The organism is Magnetospirillum sulfuroxidans (genome assembly GCF_018224925.1).
Taxonomy (GTDB): Bacteria; Pseudomonadota; Alphaproteobacteria; order Rhodospirillales; family Magnetospirillaceae; genus Magnetospirillum; species Magnetospirillum sulfuroxidans.
This window is the reverse complement of the sequence record NZ_JAGTUF010000007.1, coordinates 88,604-107,199: the sequence shown is the minus strand read 5'-3', so window position 1 is coordinate 107,199 and position 18,596 is coordinate 88,604. Positions and strand designations below refer to the sequence as shown.

Genomic DNA, 18,596 nt, shown 5'->3' with positions numbered 1-18,596 from the left:
CCGATGGCTTCGACCAACGACACCCAATCGCTGCAAGTGACCACGCCGTTGGGCAAGGACAAGCTGGTGGCGTCGGGCTTTGCCGGGTCTGAATATATCAGCGCGCCGTTCCAGTTCACCCTGACCGCCTCGGCTACCGCCGACGGCTTGGACCCCACCGCCGTTTCCGGCAAGGCGGTAACCGTGACCCTGGTCGATGGCGATGGCAAAACGCGCTTGTTCAACGGGTTGGCGACGCGGGTGGCGGTGACCGGCAGTCACTGGTCGCTGGATGTGCGGCCGTGGCTGTGGATGTTGCATCTGGGCTCGGACAACCGGATTTTCCAGCAAAAGACGGTGCCCGAAATCATCAAGGCGGTTTTTGATGGCGCCGGATTTTCCGATTACAAGGACAGCCTGACCGGCAGCTATACCGCCCGCGATTATTGCGTCCAATACAATGAAAGCCATTACGCCTTCGTCCATCGGCTGATGGAGGATGAAGGCATCTGGTATTGCTTCGAGCATGCCGATGGCGTCCATACCCTGGTGCTGGGGGACGACGCTTCTGCCCATGCCGCCTGTCCCCAGGTGGCGGCGGCGAAGTTTCTGGAATTGCCGATCGAGAAAAACTGGCTGGAAAACAACCGGGTCGAGGCGTTGACCCTGGAACTGGCGGTGGTGACCAGCAAGTACCAGGCCGATGATTTCAACTTTGAAACCCCCTCCACCGAGTTGAAGGCGCAGGCCAGCGGCACCGGCTCGGATCAGCAGATTTACGAATTTCCCGGCGGCTATGACAAAAAGGATGCCGGCGACAGCCGCGCCGCCAAGCGATTGCAGGCGTTCGAGGCCGGAACCAAAAGCATTTCCGCCCGGTCCGATGTGCGGCATTTCGTTGCCGGTGGAAAATTCACCTTGTCCAATCACCCGGACGCATCGCTGAATGCCGATTGGGTGCTGGCCTCGGTCAGCCATGACGCCAGTCCCGGCAATTATAGCAACAGCTTCACCGCCTTTGCCGCCGATGTGGTGTTTCGGCCCATGCCGAGGACGCCGCGTCCGCGCATCGCCGGCAGCCAGACCGCCATCGTTACCGGCAAATCGGGCGAGGAAATCTGGACCGACAAATACGGCCGCATCAAGGTGCAGTTTCATTGGGACCAATTGGGGGCCAAGGACGAAAACACCACCTGCTGGATTCGGGTGGCGCAATCCTGGGCCGGGAAAAGTTGGGGGGCGTGGACGCTGCCCCGGATCGGCCAGGAAGTGGTGGTCAGTTTTCTTGACGGCGATCCCGACCGGCCGCTGGTCACCGGCTGCGTCTATAATGGCGAGAATTCGCTGCCTTACGCCTTGCCCGACAATCAGACCCGCACCACGTTGAAATCCAATTCGTCGAAGCAGGGCGAGGGCTATAACGAGATCCGTTTCGAGGACAAAAAGGATTCCGAGGAAATCTTCGTCCATGCCCGCAAGGACATGAACATTGAGGTGGAAAAGGGCAATCGCGCCGCCACCATCATGGAAGGCGACGACAGCCTGACCATCTCCAAGGGCAATCGCACCACCACCATCTCCAAGGGGAACCTTGCCACCACCATTACCGAGGGCAACGAAACCCACGACGTGTCCAAGGGCACCCGCGCCATCACCGTCAAGGATAACGAAACCCACACCAATTCCGCCGACTTCACCCACGAGGTCAAAGGCAATTTCACCTTGAAGGTAACCGGTGATCTGACCATCCAGGCCACCGGCAAGATCAGCATGAAATCCGATGCCGACGTGACGGTCGAGGCGGGAACCACCGCCACGGTAAAGTCAGGCACCAGCATGACGGTGCAATCGGGCACCGATCTCACCGCCAAGGCCGGGACCGGCGCCACCCTGTCCGGCGGCACCACGGTCGAGGTCAAGGGCTCGGCCTCGGGGACCGTCGATGGCGGCGGTATGTTGACGGTCAAGGGCGGCATGGTGAAGATCAACTGAGATGAGCACAAAAACCCATCTGCCTCCGCCAATTTCCTGGTCCGGCCCGGCCCCGCGACACGCCGCGCCGCTCCAGCCCATGCGCGCCTTTGGCGCCCATCAGCGCCCCCAAGGACCGCAGCCCCGACAGGGCGCGGCCGGCGACGAATTGGTTTCCCTGTCCGGCGGCGCCTATGGGCTGCGGGCGCATGAGCGGCCAGCGCTGAGCGCCCCCAGCGGGGTGTATAACTTCGTTCGGGTCCAAGGCATGACCCGCAACCAATCCACCACCATGCTGTCGGCGCAGGCGCCGCACGCCGCCTTGGCCAATGGCCGTTCGGTCCTTTATGCGGGGACCGCCGCTTTCGATGCCGGCAAGCTGCAATGGTGGAGCAATTATTCCGGCACCTATCAGCCGCTGGCCGAGTTCAACCGCCAAGCCGGTTTGCCGACCGACCGCTTTGTCCCGTGGCAGAAATTGCAATTGGGCGGCGTCGGGATGCAGCGCGGGATGTTGCACGATTTGCGCGGCGCCCAGGCCGAACCGGCCCCAGAAAAAAAACAACCGCGGAAACCCGAGCCGGTGGTCAAATCGGCGGTTCCGGCTGGGGGCGAAAAATCACCGGCCTTGCCGGTAGGGGCAAAAGCACCGGCTTTGCCGGCAGGTCCCGATCGCCCATTGAAATGATCGGTTGCGATCACCGGGATCGGGCATAAGAGCGAATTCACCCATGCCGTGGGCAAAAGAAAACCCCCGCCCGGTGTGGGGCGGGGGCTGTCCATCAGACAAACTTAATAGCGATAGGTTTCCGGCTTGAACGGGCCTTCGACGGCAACGCCGATATAGTCGGATTGCTTGGCGTTGAGCTTGGTGAGCGAGGCCCCCAGCTTGGCCAGATGCAAGGCCGCGACCTTTTCATCCAGATGCTTGGGCAGCACATAGACGCTCTTGCCGAACTTGCCGTCGGCATTGTTGGCGAACAGCTCGATCTGAGCCAGCACCTGGTTGGTGAACGACGCCGACATGACGAAGCTGGGGTGACCGGTGGCACAGCCCAGATTGACCAGACGGCCTTCGGCCAGCAGCAAGATGCGCTTGCCATCGGGGAAGCCGATTTCGTCGACCTGCGGCTTGATGTTGTTCCACTTGAAGTTCTTCAGGCCGGCGACCTGAATTTCGCTGTCGAAGTGGCCGATATTGCAGACGATGGCGCGGTCCTTCATGGCCCGCATGTGATCGACGGTGATCACGTCCACATTGCCGGTGGTGGTGACGAAGATGTCGCCGCGGGGGGCGGCTTCTTCCATGGTCAACACCTCATAGCCTTCCATGCAGGCTTGCAGGGCGCAGATCGGGTCGATTTCGGTGACGATGACGCGGCAGCCCTGGCTGGCCAGACTTTCGGCCGAGCCCTTGCCGACATCGCCGAAACCGGCGACCACGGCGACCTTGCCGGCCAGCATGACGTCGGTGGCGCGACGGATGCCGTCGACCAGGCTTTCACGGCAGCCATACTTGTTGTCGAACTTGGACTTGGTCACCGAATCGTTGACGTTGATGGCCGGCCACAACAAGGTGCCCTTCTTTTCCATCTCGTACAGACGATGCACGCCGGTGGTGGTTTCTTCGGTGACGCCGCGAATAGAGGCGCCGTTGCGGGAATAGAAGGTGGGGTCGCTGGCCAGCTTCTTCTTGATGGAGGCGAACAAAACCTCCTCTTCCTCGCAGGTCGGGGTGTCGAGGACCGAGATGTCCTTTTCGGCGCGAATGCCCAAATGGATCATCAAGGTGGCGTCGCCGCCATCGTCCAGGATCATGTTGGGGCAGCCGCCATCGGTCCATTCGAAGATGCGGTGGGTGTAATCCCAGTATTCTTCCAGGCTTTCGCCCTTGACGGCGAACACCGGGATGCCGGCTTCGGCGATGGCGGCGGCGGCGTGATCCTGGGTCGAGAAGATGTTGCACGAGGCCCAGCGGATATCGGCGCCCAAGGCCTTCAAGGTCTCGATCAGCACGCCGGTCTGAATGGTCATGTGCAGGGAACCGGCGATGCGGGCGCCCTTCAACGGCTGGCTGGGGCCGAATTCGGCCCGCGTGGCCATCAGGCCGGGCATCTCGGATTCGGCGATGTCCAGTTCCTTGCGGCCCCACGAGGCGAGCTTGATATCGGCAACCTTATAGTCAGTCATGGCGGTCCCTTGTCTTGGCTGGGTGTACATGGTCACGGGTTGTAGCAGGGCCTGAGAAGAAAGGCAATATGATATAAAGATATCTTTATGTCGGCATGGGGCTGGAAATGGCGACAAAAAAGCCCCCGTCGACACCGACGGGGGCTTGATCGCAAGCAGACTGCTTACAGTTCCCACTTATCGGGCGAACGCCACAGCCGCGACTTCAGCAACTCGCGCAGGGCGCTGAATTCGGGCGGCAGACGGTCGTGGAACTTGTCGAACAGTTCTTCCTGGCTGCGGGCTTCCGCCACACCCTGTTCGCGGTCGATGGACATCAGTTCCAGGAACTTGTCCTTGGGATAGTCCAGGCCCTTCCATTCGATGTCTTCGAAGGTGGGAACGTTGCCGAACGGGCTTTCCACCGCCGGGGCGCGGCCATGGACGCGGTCGACGATCCACTTGAGCACGCGCATATTGTCGCCGAAGCCCGGCCACATGAACTTGCCGCCCGCATCCTTGCGGAACCAGTTGACACGGAAGATCGGCGGCGGATTGGCGACCTTGCGGCCCATGGACAGCCAATGGCTGAAGTAATCGGCCATGTTGTAGCCGCAGAACGGCAGCATGGCGAAGGGATCGCGGCGGATGGCGGCCTGGCCGACGGCGGCGGCGGTGGCTTCCGAACCCATGGTGGCGGCCAGATAGACGCCGTGGGCCCAGTTGAACGACTGATAGACCAGCGGCATGGTCTTGGACAGGCGGCCACCGAAGATGAAGGCCGAGATCGGCACGCCGGCCGGGTTTTCCCAATCCGGGTCAACCGACGGGCATTGCGACACCGGGGCGGTGAAGCGGGCGTTGGGGTGGGCGGCCGGAGTTTCCGAAGCCGGAGTCCAATCCTTGCCCTTCCAATCGATCAGATGGGCCGGCTTGTCGTCGGTCATGCCTTCCCACCAAATGTCACCGTCATCGGTCAGGCCGACATTGGTGAAGATGGTGTTGGAAGCGCAGGCGGCCATGGCGTTGGCGTTGGTCGACGCACCGGTCCCCGGGGCGACGCCGAAGAAGCCGGCTTCCGGGTTGATGGCGTAGAACTTGCCGTCGGCGCCGGGCTTGATCCAGGCGATATCGTCGCCGACGGTCCAGATCTTCCAGCCGTCAAAGCCCTTGGGCGGCAGCAACATGGCGAAGTTGGTCTTGCCGCAGGCGCTGGGGAAGGCGGCGCCGACATAGGTCTTTTCACCCTGGGGGTCTTCGACGCCGACGATCAGCATGTGCTCGGCCAGCCAACCCTCGTCGCGGGCCATGGTCGAGGCGATGCGCAGCGCGAAGCACTTCTTGCCCAACAGCGCGTTGCCGCCATAGCCCGAACCGAACGACCAGATGGTCCGCTCGTCGGGGAAATGCGAGATATAGATATTGTCCGGGTTGCACGGCCAGGCGACATCGGCTTCGCCGGCGGCCAGCGGGTGGCCGACCGAGTGCAGGCACCTGACGAATTCGCCATCCTTGCCCAGCAGGTCCAGCACCTTTTGGCCCATGCGGGTCATGATGCGCATGTTGGTGCAGACATAGGGGCTGTCGGTGATCTCGACGCCGATATGGGCGATGTTGGAGCCCAGCGGCCCCATGGAGAACGGCACCACGTACATGGTGCGGCCCTTCATGCAGCCGTCATACAGCTTGCCCATGACGACCTTCATATCGTCCGGGGCCATCCAATTGTTGGTCGGGCCGGCATCGGCCTTGGTGGCCGAACAGATGAAGGTGCGGTCTTCGACGCGGGCGACGTCGCGCGGGTCAGAGCGGCACAGATAGGAATTGGGGCGCTTGGCCTCGTTCAACTTGATCATGGTGCCCGCGGCCACCATCTGGGCGCACAGGGCATCGTATTCCGCCTGGGAACCATCGCAGATGTGAATGCTGTCGGGTTTGCACAGCTTCGCCATCTCGTCGATCCACGCCAGCAGGCCAGCGTTGATCGTCGTTCCGCCGGGGATACCGATATTGCTCATAATCTGCCTTTCTCCGTCCCTTTTTTTGGGAAGTCGCCCTGGTCGCCGGTCCGACCACCGGACCGGGCGTTGTAGGGTCATCCCCGTTTGGCGCTTTAGGCCGCGCCATCGCCTGAAGAGGTGGCGAAGATACTCGCCTCGGCGTCAGGACGCAATAATATTGCTGTCATGTCTGCCGCGATCAATGCTCAGAACTGGCCTTGTATTTGCAAGTTTTCCAAGGCTTTTCGGGCGTTTCCCAGGTTTTCAGCGGGGTGGCTGAAAGCGATACGGGTTGTGCTTTCATTGCGTGTCACATCGACACCGTCCACATCCCAGCCGATAACGTCTCCGCCCCCCCAAAGAGTGGGGATGCGCTGCCCAAGCACCTCGGATTGCGCGGCGCTCAAGGTTTCAGCCACGGCTGAATCAAGGCCGAAGGGGGTGTTGATCCAGACCGCCCGGCCAAAGCCGCCGACGAAATGGGCGCGGTCGGGGTTGACCCGCCAAAAGCCGAAATCGGCAAAATCGGCATAGAGCGCCGCCGCCGGATGAAGGGCTAAAAAGCGGGCGCGCAGACGCGGGCAGTCGGTTTTCTCGGCCCGGCCCATCAGGGTGACGCGGGGACCGGTTTGCGGATTGGGGTGACCGTCGGTGCCATCAAACAGCAAGGACACCCGGTCATCGGCGGCGATGTTGCGGCTATGGTCCGCCAGGCCCGACAACAACAAGATGGCCGACAGATCGTGATCGAGCGCCACTGTCACCAGCGAGCCGTAAGGGGCGCCGCCCTCGGCCATCACCGTGGCCAGGGTCGCCTTGCGGCAGGCGCGGGCCACGTGGCGCAGGGCCAGTTTGTTGTCCTTGGGCAGCTGTTGCGGAGGGGCGGTATCCATGGGTTTTCCATCATGGTCAGGGGAAACCCATCATGACAGAGGGCCGAGCCGCAGGCAAAGAAGGTATCCCCCTTCTCCGGGGAGGCGGAGAAGGGGGAAGTCTGCCGGCGACCTGTGTGGGGGGGCGGGATGGTCGCCGGCAAGGGGAAATTCTTCGAACGCCGCCGCTGTTAACGCGTCTCCAACCAGCGATGCAGCAGGGCCATGTCGGTGGCGACACAGACCGGGTGGGCGGTCCGGTTGCGCCGCCAGCGCAGCACGTTGCCGCGCGGCTGATCCTTGATGGCGCCGATGATGTCGTCGAAAAGATCGTCCAATTCAGCCCGCATCGCCTCGCAATCGGCGTTGGCCTGACCTGCCGCCAGCAGGGTGTTATAACGATCAACCCACTGTTCGGCGTTGATCCAGCTGGTGTGCAAAGCTTTCATGGTCCACTCCGCGAGCCCTCGGACGGAAGGCGTTTTGAATGGAACCAAATTGCACTATTAATACGAATGTCGTTCGTGGCGCGGGTAAAGCACCAAACAATGGACTATGACGTTTGTATAAATATGTGCAGATTTTTCAGCTTATACCGGCCGTCTCGGCATGAACTGAGCCAACGGATCAGTTCATTGGCCGGGCGGTGTTAAACGGTCCAGCAGGGCCAAGCTTTCGCTCCGGCCGCGCGGCAAGGACTGATCGGCGGCCAGCAATCCCAGCTGTCGGGCCTTTAATCCCAAGGCCAGGGCCATGGGCATCTTAAGATGGGCGGCGGCCAGGGCGGCGCGGTCGCTCAACAGGCTCTCGGCGCTGCCTTGGCAGGCGACGCCGCCTTGGTGGAACAGCGCCACCTGGTCGGCCCAGGACCAGGCCAGATCGACGTCATGGGTGGTGAACACCAAGGTGGTGCCGGCTTGACGCAGTTGATCCAACGCCGCCAGCAAATGGGCGGTTCCCATGCTATCCAGCCCGGCCGAAGGCTCGTCCAGCAGCAGCACTTCGGGGCGCATGGCCACGGCCCCGGCGATGGCCACCCGCTTTTTCTGACCAAAGGACAACATGTGGGTGGGGCGTTCGGCCAGGGCGGTGATGCGCAAGGCTTCAAGGGCTTCTTCCACCCGAAGGCGGGCTTCGGCTTCGCTCAGGCCCAGATTCAGCGGCCCGAACGAGACATCCTCGAACACGGTGGCGGCGAACAATTGGTCGTCGGGTTCCTGCAACACCAGACCGACGCGGCGGCGCCAGCTGTTCAGACTGGCGCGGTCATAGCCGACGGCCCGTCCATCCAGCAGCACTTGGCCGCTTTTCGGGCGCAAGGTTCCGTTCAGATGCAGCAGCAAAGTGGTCTTGCCGGCGCCGTTGGGGCCAAGAATGGCCAGACGTTGGCCGCGCGGCACCGCCAAATCAAGATCGCGCAGGGCCTCGACGCCGCCGACATAGCAATGTCCGAGGCGGCGGGCTTCCAAAATCAAATCCATAGGCTTAATCCCGCCATCAGGGCCAACCCGCCGGCGATGACCGCCAAGCGCCAGGGCCGGACGCGTTGCGCCGGCATCAAGGTGCGCAAACTGCCGTCAAAGCCACGGGCCAATAATCCCATCTCCAGTCGTCGCGCCTGATCAAGCGCGCGCGGCAGCAACGCCGCCGCCAACAGGCCGGCGGAACGGATGCGCCGGCGCCAGCCGTCGCCGCCCAGCCGGGCCATTTGACTGGCATGCATGGCGGAGGCGGTATCTTGCAAAATAAAGATGAAGCGATAGGTGGTCATGGTCACTTCCGCCAATTCCACCGGCAGGCCCAATCGGCGCAAGCCTTGGACCAACTCGGCCATGGGGGTGGTGACGGTCAGCAGCAGCAAGGCGGCCACCGCGGCCAAGGCGCGGCTCAGCAACAGGCCGGCCTGGATGCCGCCATCGGCGGCCAGACCGATCCCGTCGGCACTGACCTGCACCAGCAAGGTGGCGGCCCCGGTGAGAATGAAAAAACAAGGCGGGGCCAATAGCCGCAGCCATGTCGGCAGGGTAAGGCCCGAAATCACGGCGCCAGCCGATGCGACCAGCAGCACCAGAACCGCGCCTGGCCATGGCGGCAAGGCCATGGCCAGGATCAGCAGGCCGAGGCAAAGCAAGGCCTTTTCCGCCAACGGCAGCCGTCGCCACCGGCTGGCATGGGCCAGCCGGTCGGCTTCGATCACTGTTGCCGCTCACGCCGGCCGTGCAGACGGCCGACGACATACCCGACGACGCCAGCCCCCAATGCGGCTTGCAGGGCGAACAGCATGCTGGCGATCTCGCCCGAGGGCGGTTCCCAGATGGAATCGAACCACGGCTGATAGCCGGTTTCCTCGATGGCCGATTTGGCCCGGTCATCGGCGCCGCCGTATTCGCCGGGGATGTTCAGGATCATCGGCGCGGCGGCGATCAGCACCGCCAACCCAATCAACATCCAGTTCAAGCGCGCGCTCATGCCCGGATCTCCGTTTTGATCTGGCGTCCGGCCAGGGCGTTCATCACCACCACGGTCAGCAATCCCTCGGCGATGGCCAGCGGGATTTGGGTGATGGCGAAAATGGTGGCGAACTTGGCGAAGGCGCCGCCGAAACCACTGACCGCGTCGGGGAAGGCCAAGGCCAGTTGGAACGATGTCACCACATAGGTGCCCAGATCGCCAAGCGTCGCCCCCAAAAAGATGGCCAAGCCCATCGGCGCGCCCAGTTTCCCCGCCAATTTCCAGACGCCAAAGGCGATCCATGGGCCGGCGATGGCCATGGAAAAGACATTGGCGCCCAAGGTGGTCAGTCCGCCATGGGCCAGCAACAGCGCCTGGAACAGCAGCACGATGGTGCCGATCACCGAGGTTGCCGCCGGCCCCACCGCCATGGCTCCCAGCCCGGTCCCGGTCGGATGCGAGCACGAACCGGTGACGCTGGGCAGTTTCAGCGCCGACAAGACGAAAGCAAAAGCGCCGGCAGCGGCCAGGGTCAACCGTGCTTCGGGACGATCGCGCAGGATTTTGCGCAGCCGCATGGCCCCGACCACGACCAATGGCGCCGACACGGCGCTCCACGCCAGCGCATGGCCGGCAGGAAGAAAACCTTCCATGATATGCATTCTATTCCACCTTCAAACCGCGAAAGCGGGCGCACTTCCGGCTCAAACGAACCAGAGCACCTTCCAGGGTCACCCCGCCCGGAAAAGCGTGCGCACGCAAGTGCGATGGCAGGTCTCCTGGCTTGCGGGTCACGGGTCTGGTCAACAGCCTTCCCGGCTTTATTCGTGCGTCGGTGGAAACCTTGACGACGAGCCAGTGGCGATCTTAAAAGCGACCGAACCTATCCGCCTACAGTTGCGGGGGCAGCCCCGGCTTGTGCCGCGAACGACAGGACCGGGTTCCCTTTTCACCCCGGCGAACCGGGGAACCATCAGCGGCCACTATAATTTCGCCACATTGGCAAAGTCAATTGCCCCCAATGGCGGGATTAGGCACCCTGCCATCGGTATTCTTCGGATGATAAGGTTTAAGACGTGGCCCACACCATCGCTCTGGTCGATGACGACCGCAATATCCTGACCTCGGTTTCCATGGCGCTCGAGGCCGAGGGCTATAAGGTCCGCACCTATTCCGACGGTGCCGAGGCCCTGCGCGGGTTGACCAGTCAACCCGCCGATTTGGCGATCTTGGATATCAAGATGCCGCGCATGGACGGCATGGAGCTGTTGCAGCGTCTGCGCAAGCAATCGGCCATCCCGGTGATCTTCCTGACCTCGAAAGACGACGAGATCGACGAATTGCTGGGTCTGCGCATGGGGGCCGACGATTACATCAAAAAGCCGTTCTCGCAGAAATTGCTGATCGAACGCATCCGCGCCTTGTTGCGCCGTCTGGATCTGGCCAATGACGCCGAAGCCGGCGCCGCCAATGCCAATGCCGCCATCGTGCGGGGGCCGCTGGTTCTTGATCCCGGTCGCCATATCTGCACCTGGAACGCCAAGCAGGTGGATTTGACGGTCACCGAGTTTCTGTTGCTGAAATCCCTGGCCAGCCGTCCCGGTCACGTCAAGAACCGGGATCAGCTGATTGATGCCGCCTATGGCGAAAGCATTTATGTGGATGATCGCACCATCGACAGCCACATCAAGCGCCTGCGCAAGAAATTCCGCGAAGTCGACGACGATTTCGCCCAGATCGAAACCCTGTACGGCGTCGGCTATCGCTATCGTGACGAAGCCTGAGCCGCAGCCCGGCACGGGCCGCGCCAAAACCTCAGCCCGAGCGGCGTCTGAGCAGCCCGGCACGGGCCGGGTCAAGACTCCTCCGCGCCGCCGCTGGAATCCGTTATCGTCGCCGCTGACCCGCCGTATCTTGCTGGTCAATCTGGTGGCTCCGATCATCTTGGCCACCGGGTTGCTGTATCTGGACCGCTATAAGCAAGGCCTGATCCGCAGCGAATTGGCCGGCTTGGCGACGCAAGCGGAAATGGTCGCCGGGGCGGTGGGCGAAGGCGCGGTTTCCGAACAGGCCTTGGGATTTCTTGAAATCAATCAAGACTTGGCGCAGCACATGGTGCGTCGCTTGGCCAAATCGGCGCAGATCCGCGCCCGTCTGTTTGACGCCGTCGGCGGTCTGGCCGCCGATTCCCGCTTTTTGCTGTCGGCCAAGGGCAATATCCGCATCGAGGATTTGGACCCGCCGCGTAAATTGGGGTGGCTGGCGACACTGGCTTATTGGTGGGAAGCGGCCTCGACATGGATGCCGCTGGACGAATCCTTGCCGGTCCACCTTGAACCGCCCCGACAAAAAGCCGAGCATTTCCCCGAAGTGGTCGCCGCCTTGGGCGGACGCGGCCAGGGGGTGGTGCGGACCGATCCCAAGGGCGGGATTATCTTGTCGGCGGCGGTGCCGGTGCAGCGCTACAAGCAGGTGGTTGGCGCCTTGATGGTCAGCCATGACGGCAGCCGCGTCGCCCACGCTTTGTTTCAGGTGCGTCTGGCCATTATTCAGGCCTTTTTGGTGTCCTTGGCGGTGACGATCGGCCTGTCGCTGTACATGGCCGGAACCATCGCCCGGCCGATTCGCCGGCTGGCCTTGGCGGCGGAGCAGGTCCGCCATGGCCGCGGGCGTGCCCACCGCATTCCCGATCTGTCGGCGCGGGGGGACGAGATTGGCGAATTGTCGCTGGCTCTTAAGGAAATGACCGAGGCCCTGTGGGCGCGCATGGACGCCATCGAACGTTTCGCCGCCGACGTGGCGCATGAGATCAAGAACCCATTGACCAGCGTGCGCTCGGCGGTGGAAACGGCGGCGCGGCTGTCCGATCCGGAAAAGCAGAAAAAGCTGCTGTCGATTATCCAAGACGACGTCGAGCGCCTGAACCGGCTGATCAGCGACATTTCCGACGCGTCGCGGGTGGACGCGGAAATGAGCCGGGCCGATACCGAACCCGTGCCGCTGGCGTTGTTGTTGGAAACCCTGGCCGAGGTTTATCGCAGCACCAGCGAAACCCTTCATTTCCCCCTTGAGCTGCCGGCTGGCGACGCCTTGGTGGTCGAGGGAATCGAAGGGCGGCTGGTGCAGGTGCTGCGCAACTTGATCGGCAACGCCATCTCGTTTTCGCCTGCCGGCGGCACCATCCAACTGGCGGCGTCCCGCCATGGCCCCCATATCCGCATCAGCGTCGATGATGGCGGCCCCGGTATCCCCGACGGCAAACTTGAAGCCATCTTCGACCGCTTTTATTCGGAACGTCCCGAAGGCGAGAAATTCGGCACCCATTCCGGCCTGGGCCTGTCCATCAGCAAACAGATCATCGACGCCCATGGCGGCCGCATCTGGGCGGAAAACCGGAGCGAAGGCGGCGCCCGTTTTGTCTTGGAGCTGAAAGCGGCATAGTGGGGGGCAGGCGTAAGCCCGGCCAACGTTAGCTCGACAAACGTAAGATGGACGGCGCGGTGACTTGACTCGTCTGTCTGGTGGGCACACCCTGATCACATGCAGCTGGTTCACGCCACCAGTATCGAGATTGATGGTCATGCCGTCCTGATCCGCGGCCCGTCGGGCTGCGGAAAGTCTGATCTCGCCCTGCGTCTGATCGATGGCGGCGCCATGCTGGTGGCCGACGACCAGACCGAGATTTCGGCTGAAAATTCACGGTTGTTCGCCAGTTCGCCCGCCACCATCAGCGGGATCATGGAAGTCCGGGGCCTGGGGATCGTGCGTCTGCCGCATCGCGACCGGGTGCCGGTGGCCCTGGTGGTTGATCTGATTGCCGCCAAGGATGTGGAACGCCTGCCGGAACCGGCCATGGCCGGCTTTCTGGGGCTGCGCGTGCCCCGCGTGGCCTTGGCGGCGTTCGAGTCCTCGACCCCCGCCAAGGTTCGCCTTGCGGTCGGGGTGGCGACGCGAGATAGTGCTGTCCTGTAATGACTGAAATTATCGCCCCTTCGCCGGCTCCGGGCCGTGCAGTCATCGTCACCGGTCTTTCAGGGGCCGGAAAGACCTCGGCCCTGAAGGTGCTCGAGGATCTTGGCTATGAGGCGGTGGACAACCTGCCGGTGATGCTGCTGGCCAGCCTGATGCAAGGCGGTGGCGAACGGCCGCTGGCGGTGGGCATTGATATTCGGACCCGCGATTTCGGCGTCGAGCCGGTGCTGGCCGAAATTGACCGCATCATGGCCGAAACCGGTCGTGATTTACGCCTGCTGTTTCTGGATTGCGATGACGAAGTGTTGCGGCGGCGCTTTACCGAGACCCGGCGTCGCCATCCCTTGGCCGCCGATCGGCCGTTGATCGACGGCATCCGGCACGAACGCGCCTTGGTGTCGCCGCTGAAACGCCGCGCCGATGTGGTGTTTGACACCTCGAATCTGGCGCCGGGCGATTTCAAGCGGGTACTGTCGTCGCATTTCGGCTTGGCCGGTGATCGCGGGCTGATGGTCTTCGTCACCTCGTTCGCGTACCGCGAGGGCTTGCCGCGTGAGGCCGACCTGGTGTTCGACGCGCGGTTCCTGACCAACCCCCATTATGTGCCGGATTTGAAGCCGTTGACCGGGCGCGACGCCGACGTCGCCGCCTATGTCGCCGCCGATCCGGCCTTTCCCGCTTTTTTCGAGTCCTTGACCCACTTGCTGGCGCCGCTGTTGCCGCGCTTTGCGGCTGAGGGTAAGAGCTATCTGACAATCGCCATCGGTTGCACCGGTGGCCGACACCGTTCGGTCTATGTGGCCGAGCGTTTGGCCCAATGGCTGAAAGACCAGGGTGCCAGGGTCGAGCTGCGTCACCGCGAGCTGGGCCTGGAAGGGATATGACAAGGGGATGGAAATGATCGGTCTGGTACTCGTCACCCACGGCCGGCTGGCCGATGAATTGGTGGCCGCCATGGAGCACGTGGTTGGCCCGCAACCCAATGTCGGATCGGTGTGTATCGGTCCCGACGACGACATGGAACAGCGGCGCAACGATATCTTGGCCAGCGTGGCCAAATGCGACGACGGCACCGGCGTGGTGGTGCTGACCGATATGTTCGGCGGCACGCCGTCCAATTTGGCCATTTCCATCATGGACAAGGCCAAGGTCGAGGTCATCGCCGGCGTCAACTTGCCCATGCTGATCAAGCTGGCCAGCGTGCGCCATTCCGAGCCCTTGGCCGAGGCGGTGGCCGCGGCCCAGGACGCTGGACGCAAATACATCAACGTTGCCTCCAAGCTGCTGACCCAGGATCGCAAATGAGTGCCGATTCCGCCCCTGTTTTGGACAATCCCATCAGCCGACAGGCGACCATCTGTAATCGGCGTGGCCTGCATGCCCGCGCCGCCGCCAAATTCGTCAAGTTGGCCGCCACCTTCGATGCCCAGATCAATGTCGCTCATCGCGGCACCGAAGTCTCGGGCATGTCGATCATGGGGTTGATGATGCTGGCCGCCGCGCCGGGCTGCTGCATTGACCTGTCGGCATCGGGGGTTCAGGCCGAACAAGCGCTGGAGGCGCTGTGCGCCTTGATCGCGCAGAAATTCGACGAAGAAGATTAAATGGCTTCGGCCGAACTCATCTTGGAAGGCATGGCGGTCAGCCGGGGCATTGCCATCGGTGTGGTGTATCGCCACGAATCCGACACCGTCACGGTGGCCGAATTTTGCATTCTTCCCAGCCAGATCGAAAGCGAGAAGCAGCGCTTCACCATTGCCGCCGAGCAGGCCGGGCAGCAGGTGGCGCGCTTGCAGGACAAGGCCCGCACCCTGGATGGTTCCGCCGCCGAGGAACTGGGCTATCTGCTTGACGCCTATCAGCAGATGCTGCACGGATCCCGATTGATCCGGGGCGTGCATCGTCGCATCGAGGACGAAAGGGTCAATGCCGAAGCCGCCGTCCAGCACGAGATCGACCTGATCGCCCGTGGCTTCGAGGCGATGGAAGATACTTATCTCGCCGCCCGTGTCGCCGATATCCGCGATCTTGGCCGCCGGTTGATCCGCAATCTGACCGGCAAGACCTATCGGCCGTTCCAGTCCTTGCCCCGCAACGCCGTCATTGTGGCCGAGGATCTGACCCCCGCCGATACCGCGTTGCTGGATCCCCGTCACGTGGCCGGTCTGGCCACGCAATTGGGCGGGGCTGAAAGTCATACGACCATCATGGCCCGATCGCTGGGATTGCCGGCGGTGCTGGGGGTTGCCGGCTTGCTGAAAGGCGCCGTCAATGGCGAATTGATCATCATCGACGGCGGTCAGGGCCGGGTGATCCGCAATCCCGCGCTTGAAACCCTGGCAATCTATCGCCAGGGCCGGGCCCGCTATCTGCGGGAGCGGCGCACGCTGTCGCGGTTGCGAGACGTTCCCGCCATCACGCGGGACGGGGTCCGCCTGCAATTGCAGGCCAATATCGAATTGCCGTCCGAGATCGATTCGGTGCTGGCCGCCGGGGCCGAGGGCATTGGCCTTTTCCGCTCGGAATTCATGTATATGAACCGCGACGATCTGCCGTCGGAAGACGAGCAATATCAGGTCATGCGCACGGTGGTGGAGCGTATGGCGGGGCGGCCGGTGACCATTCGGACCCTGGATGTGGGCGGGGACAAGCTGGCCCATTCCTTGGGTATTATTCCCGGTCCCAATCCCGCCTTGGGGTTGCGGGCGATCCGCTTGTCACTGGCTCGGCCGGAATTGCTGGACATGCAAATGGCCGCCATTTTGCGCGCCAGCGTTCACGGCCCGGTGCGTATTCTGGTGCCCATGGTCGCCACCATCGCCGAAGTCACGGCCGCCCGTGCCGCCCGTGACCGTGCGGCAATCACCTTGTGTCGGGCCGGGCATGTGCTGCCCGATCCATTGCCGCCGCTGGGGGTGATGATCGAAATTCCCGGCGCGGCGCTGTCGGCGGATTCGCTGGCGCGGCATGCCGACTTTTTTTCCATCGGCACCAACGATCTTACTCAGTACACCCTGGCCATCGACCGAGCCGACGAGGCGGTGGCCCATCTGTACAATCCGCTGCATCCGGCGGTTCTGCGGCTTATTCAATTCACCGCCGAAGCCGCCAATCGCGCCGGCATCCCGGTTGGCGTCTGCGGCGAAGTCGCCGGCGATCCCCGCTATGTCGGGCTGTTGCTGGGCTTGGGCATCCACGATCTGTCCATGTCGGCCACCAATATTCCGGTGGTGAAAAAGCGTATCCGCACCTTGGAATACAGCCAGGTGCGCGGCTTTGCCCAGACGGTGATGAGCCAAAGCGAGACGGCGCGGATTTCACAATTGCTGGAACAGTTCAACCAGGACGCCGGAAAAGCGTCTTAAGCCGCAGGCGGACTTCCTGTCCGGACGGAAACAGCGGCAGGCGCGGCTTGTCGATCTGTGTCGGTTCGGTGGCCAAGCCGATTTCGATGATGGCGTCGTCGGGGCCAAGGGCTCGGACGATCAGCTCGACTTCGCCCAGGGCGATGCGGTCGCCGATGCCGAGATGGCGGCCCAAGGTGTCGGCCATCCATTGCGCGACGGTGACTTCCGAGCAATCGGACGGCATGGCCAAGCCATAGAGCAGGCCAAGATCGGTCATTTTGGCCTGGGGATCGATGGGAAAATCGCCGAAGAATTGACGGTCGGCCTCGGCGGCGCCGGCTGGGCTGGCGAACAGACGGTCCAATTGGTTGACGCGGTCGGGACGGGCGAACAGCCAGACCAGATCGCCGGGACGCAAGGCCTCGACGGTGATGCCCAGCAGCGAACGGCCATCGCGGACCACCAGGGATGGCGCCGCCCATCGCGGCAGACGCTGACCCAAAGCCACCAGCGAATCGGCGACGATGCGGTATGACACCAGCTCGTGGCGGGCGCCGGGGATTTCCAGCTCCATGCGCTCCACCGGGCCGATACGGCGCGGCACCACTTGGCCCAGCCAGCGGGCCACCGGACCCAAGGTCCAGCCTTGCACCGCCAGCGACACCAGCACCACCATGAAGGCGACGTTGAAGAACAGGCGGCCGTTTTCCATGCCGGCGACCATGGGCAGCACCGCCAACAATATGGAGACGGCGCCGCGCAGGCCGACCCAGGCGACAAAGGCGGTTTCGTTGCGGTTGGTGCGAAACGGCAGCAAACCCACCCAGACCGCGAACGGTCGGGCGATGAAGATCAGCACGGCGGCAACAGCCAGGCTGGGCAGGATCAGAGGGCCGAATTCCGATGGCGTCGCCAGCAGACCCAAGGTCAGAAACATGGCGATTTGCGCCAACCAGGACGCGCCATCTTGGAACCGGCGCATGGTGTCCGGGGCGAGCAAGGTCGAGTTGCCGGCAACCAGACCGGCCACATAGACCGCCAAAAAGCCGGAGCCGCCCAAGGCCATGGTGCCGGCGAACAGCACCAGGGCCAAGGACAACGAGGCGATGGGCATCAGGCCGCGTTCCAAGCCCAGCCGGTTGACCGCCTGGACGATAAGGGCGCCGCCGGCCAGACCGGCGACGAAGCCGATGCCGAATTGCTGGAGCAGGTGAACCAGGACATAAAGGCCAAAACCGGTATGGGTGGTGCGGTCGACCAGGAATTGGATCAAGATCATCGTCAGGAAGATGGCCATGGGATCGTTGCTGCCCGATTCCACTTCGAGAATGGAGCGGACGCGTTCGCGCACGGTGATGCCGCCGACCCGCAACAAGAAGAACACCGCCGCCGCGTCGGTGGAGGCGACGATGGAGCCCAACAGCAGGCTTTCCAGCCAATTGAGATCAAGCAGGAAAAAGGCGGGAATGGCGGCGAGCGACGCGGTGATCAGAACGCCGATGGTGGCCAGCGACAGTGCCGGGAAGGCGGCTTGACGCACGCTTTTATAGGGGGTGTGAAAGCCTGCGTCGAACAACACCACCGCCAAGGCGATCGAACCGATCAGATAGGCGGTGCCGACGTCGTCGAACCCCAAGCCGCCGATCCCGTCCTGGCCGGCCAGCAAGCCAACGCCCAGGAACACCAGCAGCAGCGGCGCGCCGACCCGATAGGACAGCAGACTGGACAAGACGCTGATGGACACCAACGCGGCCAGGATTAAAATCACGGCGTTCATGCTGTCGATCACAAGCGTCCTCCTTTCCGTCCCCCCTGGTTTAAGGGCCATCACGGTT

General features: G+C 62.9%; 18 protein-coding genes and 1 riboswitch. Of the genes, 9 read left to right on the top strand and 9 right to left on the bottom strand.

Going from position 1 to position 18,596, the window contains the following annotated elements; translation table 11 throughout:
- The first annotated feature begins 3 nt into the window (after positions 1-3).
- Complete coding sequence (locus KEC16_RS09730; RefSeq protein WP_211548301.1) at positions 4-1,971, top strand: type VI secretion system Vgr family protein; 1,968 nt, start codon at positions 4-6, stop codon at positions 1,969-1,971.
- 1 nt (position 1,972) lies between these two features.
- Positions 1,973-2,638 carry a hypothetical protein gene (locus KEC16_RS09725; RefSeq protein ID WP_211548299.1) on the top strand — a complete coding sequence of 222 codons (666 nt, stop codon included), beginning with the start codon at positions 1,973-1,975 and terminating at the stop codon, positions 2,636-2,638.
- Between the two features lie 104 nt (positions 2,639-2,742).
- On the opposite strand, the gene ahcY is transcribed toward KEC16_RS09725, so the two are convergent.
- The 8 genes from ahcY to KEC16_RS09685 all read right to left on the bottom strand — a co-directional run bounded on the left by ahcY (position 2,743) and on the right by KEC16_RS09685 (position 10,104).
- On the bottom strand, positions 2,743-4,140 hold the full coding sequence (gene ahcY / locus KEC16_RS09720) for an adenosylhomocysteinase (RefSeq protein ID WP_211548297.1): 1,398 nt from the start codon (positions 4,138-4,140) through the stop codon (positions 2,743-2,745).
- A 164-nt stretch (positions 4,141-4,304) separates the two neighbouring features.
- Positions 4,305-6,137: a phosphoenolpyruvate carboxykinase (GTP) gene (locus tag KEC16_RS09715; RefSeq protein WP_211548295.1), complete on the bottom strand. Its 1,833-nt coding sequence runs from the start codon at positions 6,135-6,137 to the stop codon at positions 4,305-4,307.
- A 188-nt stretch (positions 6,138-6,325) separates the two neighbouring features.
- Positions 6,326-7,012: a HugZ family pyridoxamine 5'-phosphate oxidase gene (locus KEC16_RS09710; protein WP_211548293.1), complete on the bottom strand. Its 687-nt coding sequence runs from the start codon at positions 7,010-7,012 to the stop codon at positions 6,326-6,328.
- Positions 7,013-7,182: 170 nt separating this feature from the next.
- The gene (locus tag KEC16_RS09705; protein ID WP_211548291.1) at positions 7,183-7,440 is read right to left on the bottom strand and encodes a hypothetical protein; all 258 of its coding nucleotides are present in this window, start codon (positions 7,438-7,440) and stop codon (positions 7,183-7,185) included.
- A gap of 183 nt (positions 7,441-7,623) precedes the next feature.
- Entirely contained in the window at positions 7,624-8,472 is an 849-nt protein-coding gene (locus KEC16_RS09700) for an energy-coupling factor ABC transporter ATP-binding protein (protein WP_249209033.1), read from the bottom strand.
- Positions 8,463-9,188 (bottom strand): cobalt ECF transporter T component CbiQ, encoded by a 726-nt coding sequence (gene cbiQ, locus KEC16_RS09695; protein WP_211548289.1) that lies wholly within the window; start codon positions 9,186-9,188, stop codon positions 8,463-8,465. Before cbiQ ends, KEC16_RS09700 begins: the two co-directional genes overlap by 10 nt.
- Positions 9,185-9,460 (bottom strand): energy-coupling factor ABC transporter substrate-binding protein, encoded by a 276-nt coding sequence (locus tag KEC16_RS09690; RefSeq protein WP_211548287.1) that lies wholly within the window; start codon positions 9,458-9,460, stop codon positions 9,185-9,187. Before KEC16_RS09690 ends, cbiQ begins: the two co-directional genes overlap by 4 nt.
- Positions 9,457-10,104 (bottom strand): energy-coupling factor ABC transporter permease, encoded by a 648-nt coding sequence (locus KEC16_RS09685; protein WP_211548285.1) that lies wholly within the window; start codon positions 10,102-10,104, stop codon positions 9,457-9,459. The genes KEC16_RS09690 and KEC16_RS09685 overlap by 4 nt, the downstream gene beginning before the upstream one ends.
- Positions 10,105-10,194: 90 nt before the next feature.
- Positions 10,195-10,432, bottom strand: a riboswitch (cobalamin riboswitch).
- 86 nt (positions 10,433-10,518) lie between these two features.
- On the opposite strand from KEC16_RS09685, the gene KEC16_RS09680 reads away from it, so the two are divergent.
- From KEC16_RS09680 to ptsP, 7 genes are all read left to right on the top strand, one after another.
- Positions 10,519-11,226: a response regulator transcription factor gene (locus KEC16_RS09680; protein ID WP_211548283.1), complete on the top strand. Its 708-nt coding sequence runs from the start codon at positions 10,519-10,521 to the stop codon at positions 11,224-11,226.
- On the top strand, positions 11,213-12,883 hold the full coding sequence (locus tag KEC16_RS09675; RefSeq protein ID WP_211548406.1) for a stimulus-sensing domain-containing protein: 1,671 nt from the start codon (positions 11,213-11,215) through the stop codon (positions 12,881-12,883). The genes KEC16_RS09680 and KEC16_RS09675 overlap by 14 nt, the downstream gene beginning before the upstream one ends.
- Positions 12,884-12,982: 99 nt before the next feature.
- Positions 12,983-13,414, top strand: a complete 432-nt coding sequence (locus KEC16_RS09670) for an HPr kinase/phosphorylase (RefSeq protein WP_211548281.1) — start codon at positions 12,983-12,985, stop codon at positions 13,412-13,414.
- Positions 13,414-14,298, top strand: coding sequence for an RNase adapter RapZ (gene rapZ, locus KEC16_RS09665; RefSeq protein ID WP_211548279.1), 885 nt, complete (start codon positions 13,414-13,416; stop codon positions 14,296-14,298). The genes KEC16_RS09670 and rapZ overlap by 1 nt, the downstream gene beginning before the upstream one ends.
- Positions 14,299-14,311: 13 nt before the next feature.
- Positions 14,312-14,719, top strand: a complete 408-nt coding sequence (locus KEC16_RS09660; RefSeq protein WP_211548277.1) for a PTS sugar transporter subunit IIA — start codon at positions 14,312-14,314, stop codon at positions 14,717-14,719.
- Positions 14,716-15,018, top strand: coding sequence for an HPr family phosphocarrier protein (locus KEC16_RS09655; protein WP_211548275.1), 303 nt, complete (start codon positions 14,716-14,718; stop codon positions 15,016-15,018). The genes KEC16_RS09660 and KEC16_RS09655 overlap by 4 nt, the downstream gene beginning before the upstream one ends.
- A complete protein-coding gene (ptsP, locus tag KEC16_RS09650) occupies positions 15,019-16,779 on the top strand; it encodes a phosphoenolpyruvate--protein phosphotransferase (protein WP_211548273.1) in 1,761 nt (586 codons plus the stop codon).
- On the opposite strand, the gene KEC16_RS09645 is transcribed toward ptsP, so the two are convergent.
- Positions 16,751-18,550: a potassium/proton antiporter gene (locus KEC16_RS09645; RefSeq protein ID WP_211548271.1), complete on the bottom strand. Its 1,800-nt coding sequence runs from the start codon at positions 18,548-18,550 to the stop codon at positions 16,751-16,753. The two genes, ptsP and KEC16_RS09645, sit on opposite strands and share 29 nt — an antisense overlap.
- Between the last annotated feature and the right edge of the window lie 46 nt (positions 18,551-18,596).

What these genes read in the sequence shown, in the direction of transcription:
- KEC16_RS09730 (WP_211548301.1), top strand. Translation starts at nt 4, where the DNA reads ATGGCTTCGACCAACGACACCCAATCGCTGCAAGTGACCACGCCGTTG.
- KEC16_RS09725 (WP_211548299.1), top strand. Translation starts at nt 1,973, where the DNA reads ATGAGCACAAAAACCCATCTGCCTCCGCCAATTTCCTGGTCCGGCCCG.
- ahcY (WP_211548297.1), bottom strand. Translation starts at nt 4,140, where the DNA reads ATGACTGACTATAAGGTTGCCGATATCAAGCTCGCCTCGTGGGGCCGC.
- KEC16_RS09715 (WP_211548295.1), bottom strand. Translation starts at nt 6,137, where the DNA reads ATGAGCAATATCGGTATCCCCGGCGGAACGACGATCAACGCTGGCCTG.
- KEC16_RS09710 (WP_211548293.1), bottom strand. Translation starts at nt 7,012, where the DNA reads ATGGATACCGCCCCTCCGCAACAGCTGCCCAAGGACAACAAACTGGCC.
- KEC16_RS09705 (WP_211548291.1), bottom strand. Translation starts at nt 7,440, where the DNA reads ATGAAAGCTTTGCACACCAGCTGGATCAACGCCGAACAGTGGGTTGAT.
- KEC16_RS09700 (WP_249209033.1), bottom strand. Translation starts at nt 8,472, where the DNA reads ATGGATTTGATTTTGGAAGCCCGCCGCCTCGGACATTGCTATGTCGGC.
- KEC16_RS09690 (WP_211548287.1), bottom strand. Translation starts at nt 9,460, where the DNA reads ATGAGCGCGCGCTTGAACTGGATGTTGATTGGGTTGGCGGTGCTGATC.
- KEC16_RS09685 (WP_211548285.1), bottom strand. Translation starts at nt 10,104, where the DNA reads ATGCATATCATGGAAGGTTTTCTTCCTGCCGGCCATGCGCTGGCGTGG.
- KEC16_RS09670 (WP_211548281.1), top strand. Translation starts at nt 12,983, where the DNA reads ATGCAGCTGGTTCACGCCACCAGTATCGAGATTGATGGTCATGCCGTC.
- rapZ (WP_211548279.1), top strand. Translation starts at nt 13,414, where the DNA reads ATGACTGAAATTATCGCCCCTTCGCCGGCTCCGGGCCGTGCAGTCATC.
- KEC16_RS09660 (WP_211548277.1), top strand. Translation starts at nt 14,312, where the DNA reads ATGATCGGTCTGGTACTCGTCACCCACGGCCGGCTGGCCGATGAATTG.
- KEC16_RS09655 (WP_211548275.1), top strand. Translation starts at nt 14,716, where the DNA reads ATGAGTGCCGATTCCGCCCCTGTTTTGGACAATCCCATCAGCCGACAG.
- ptsP (WP_211548273.1), top strand. Translation starts at nt 15,019, where the DNA reads ATGGCTTCGGCCGAACTCATCTTGGAAGGCATGGCGGTCAGCCGGGGC.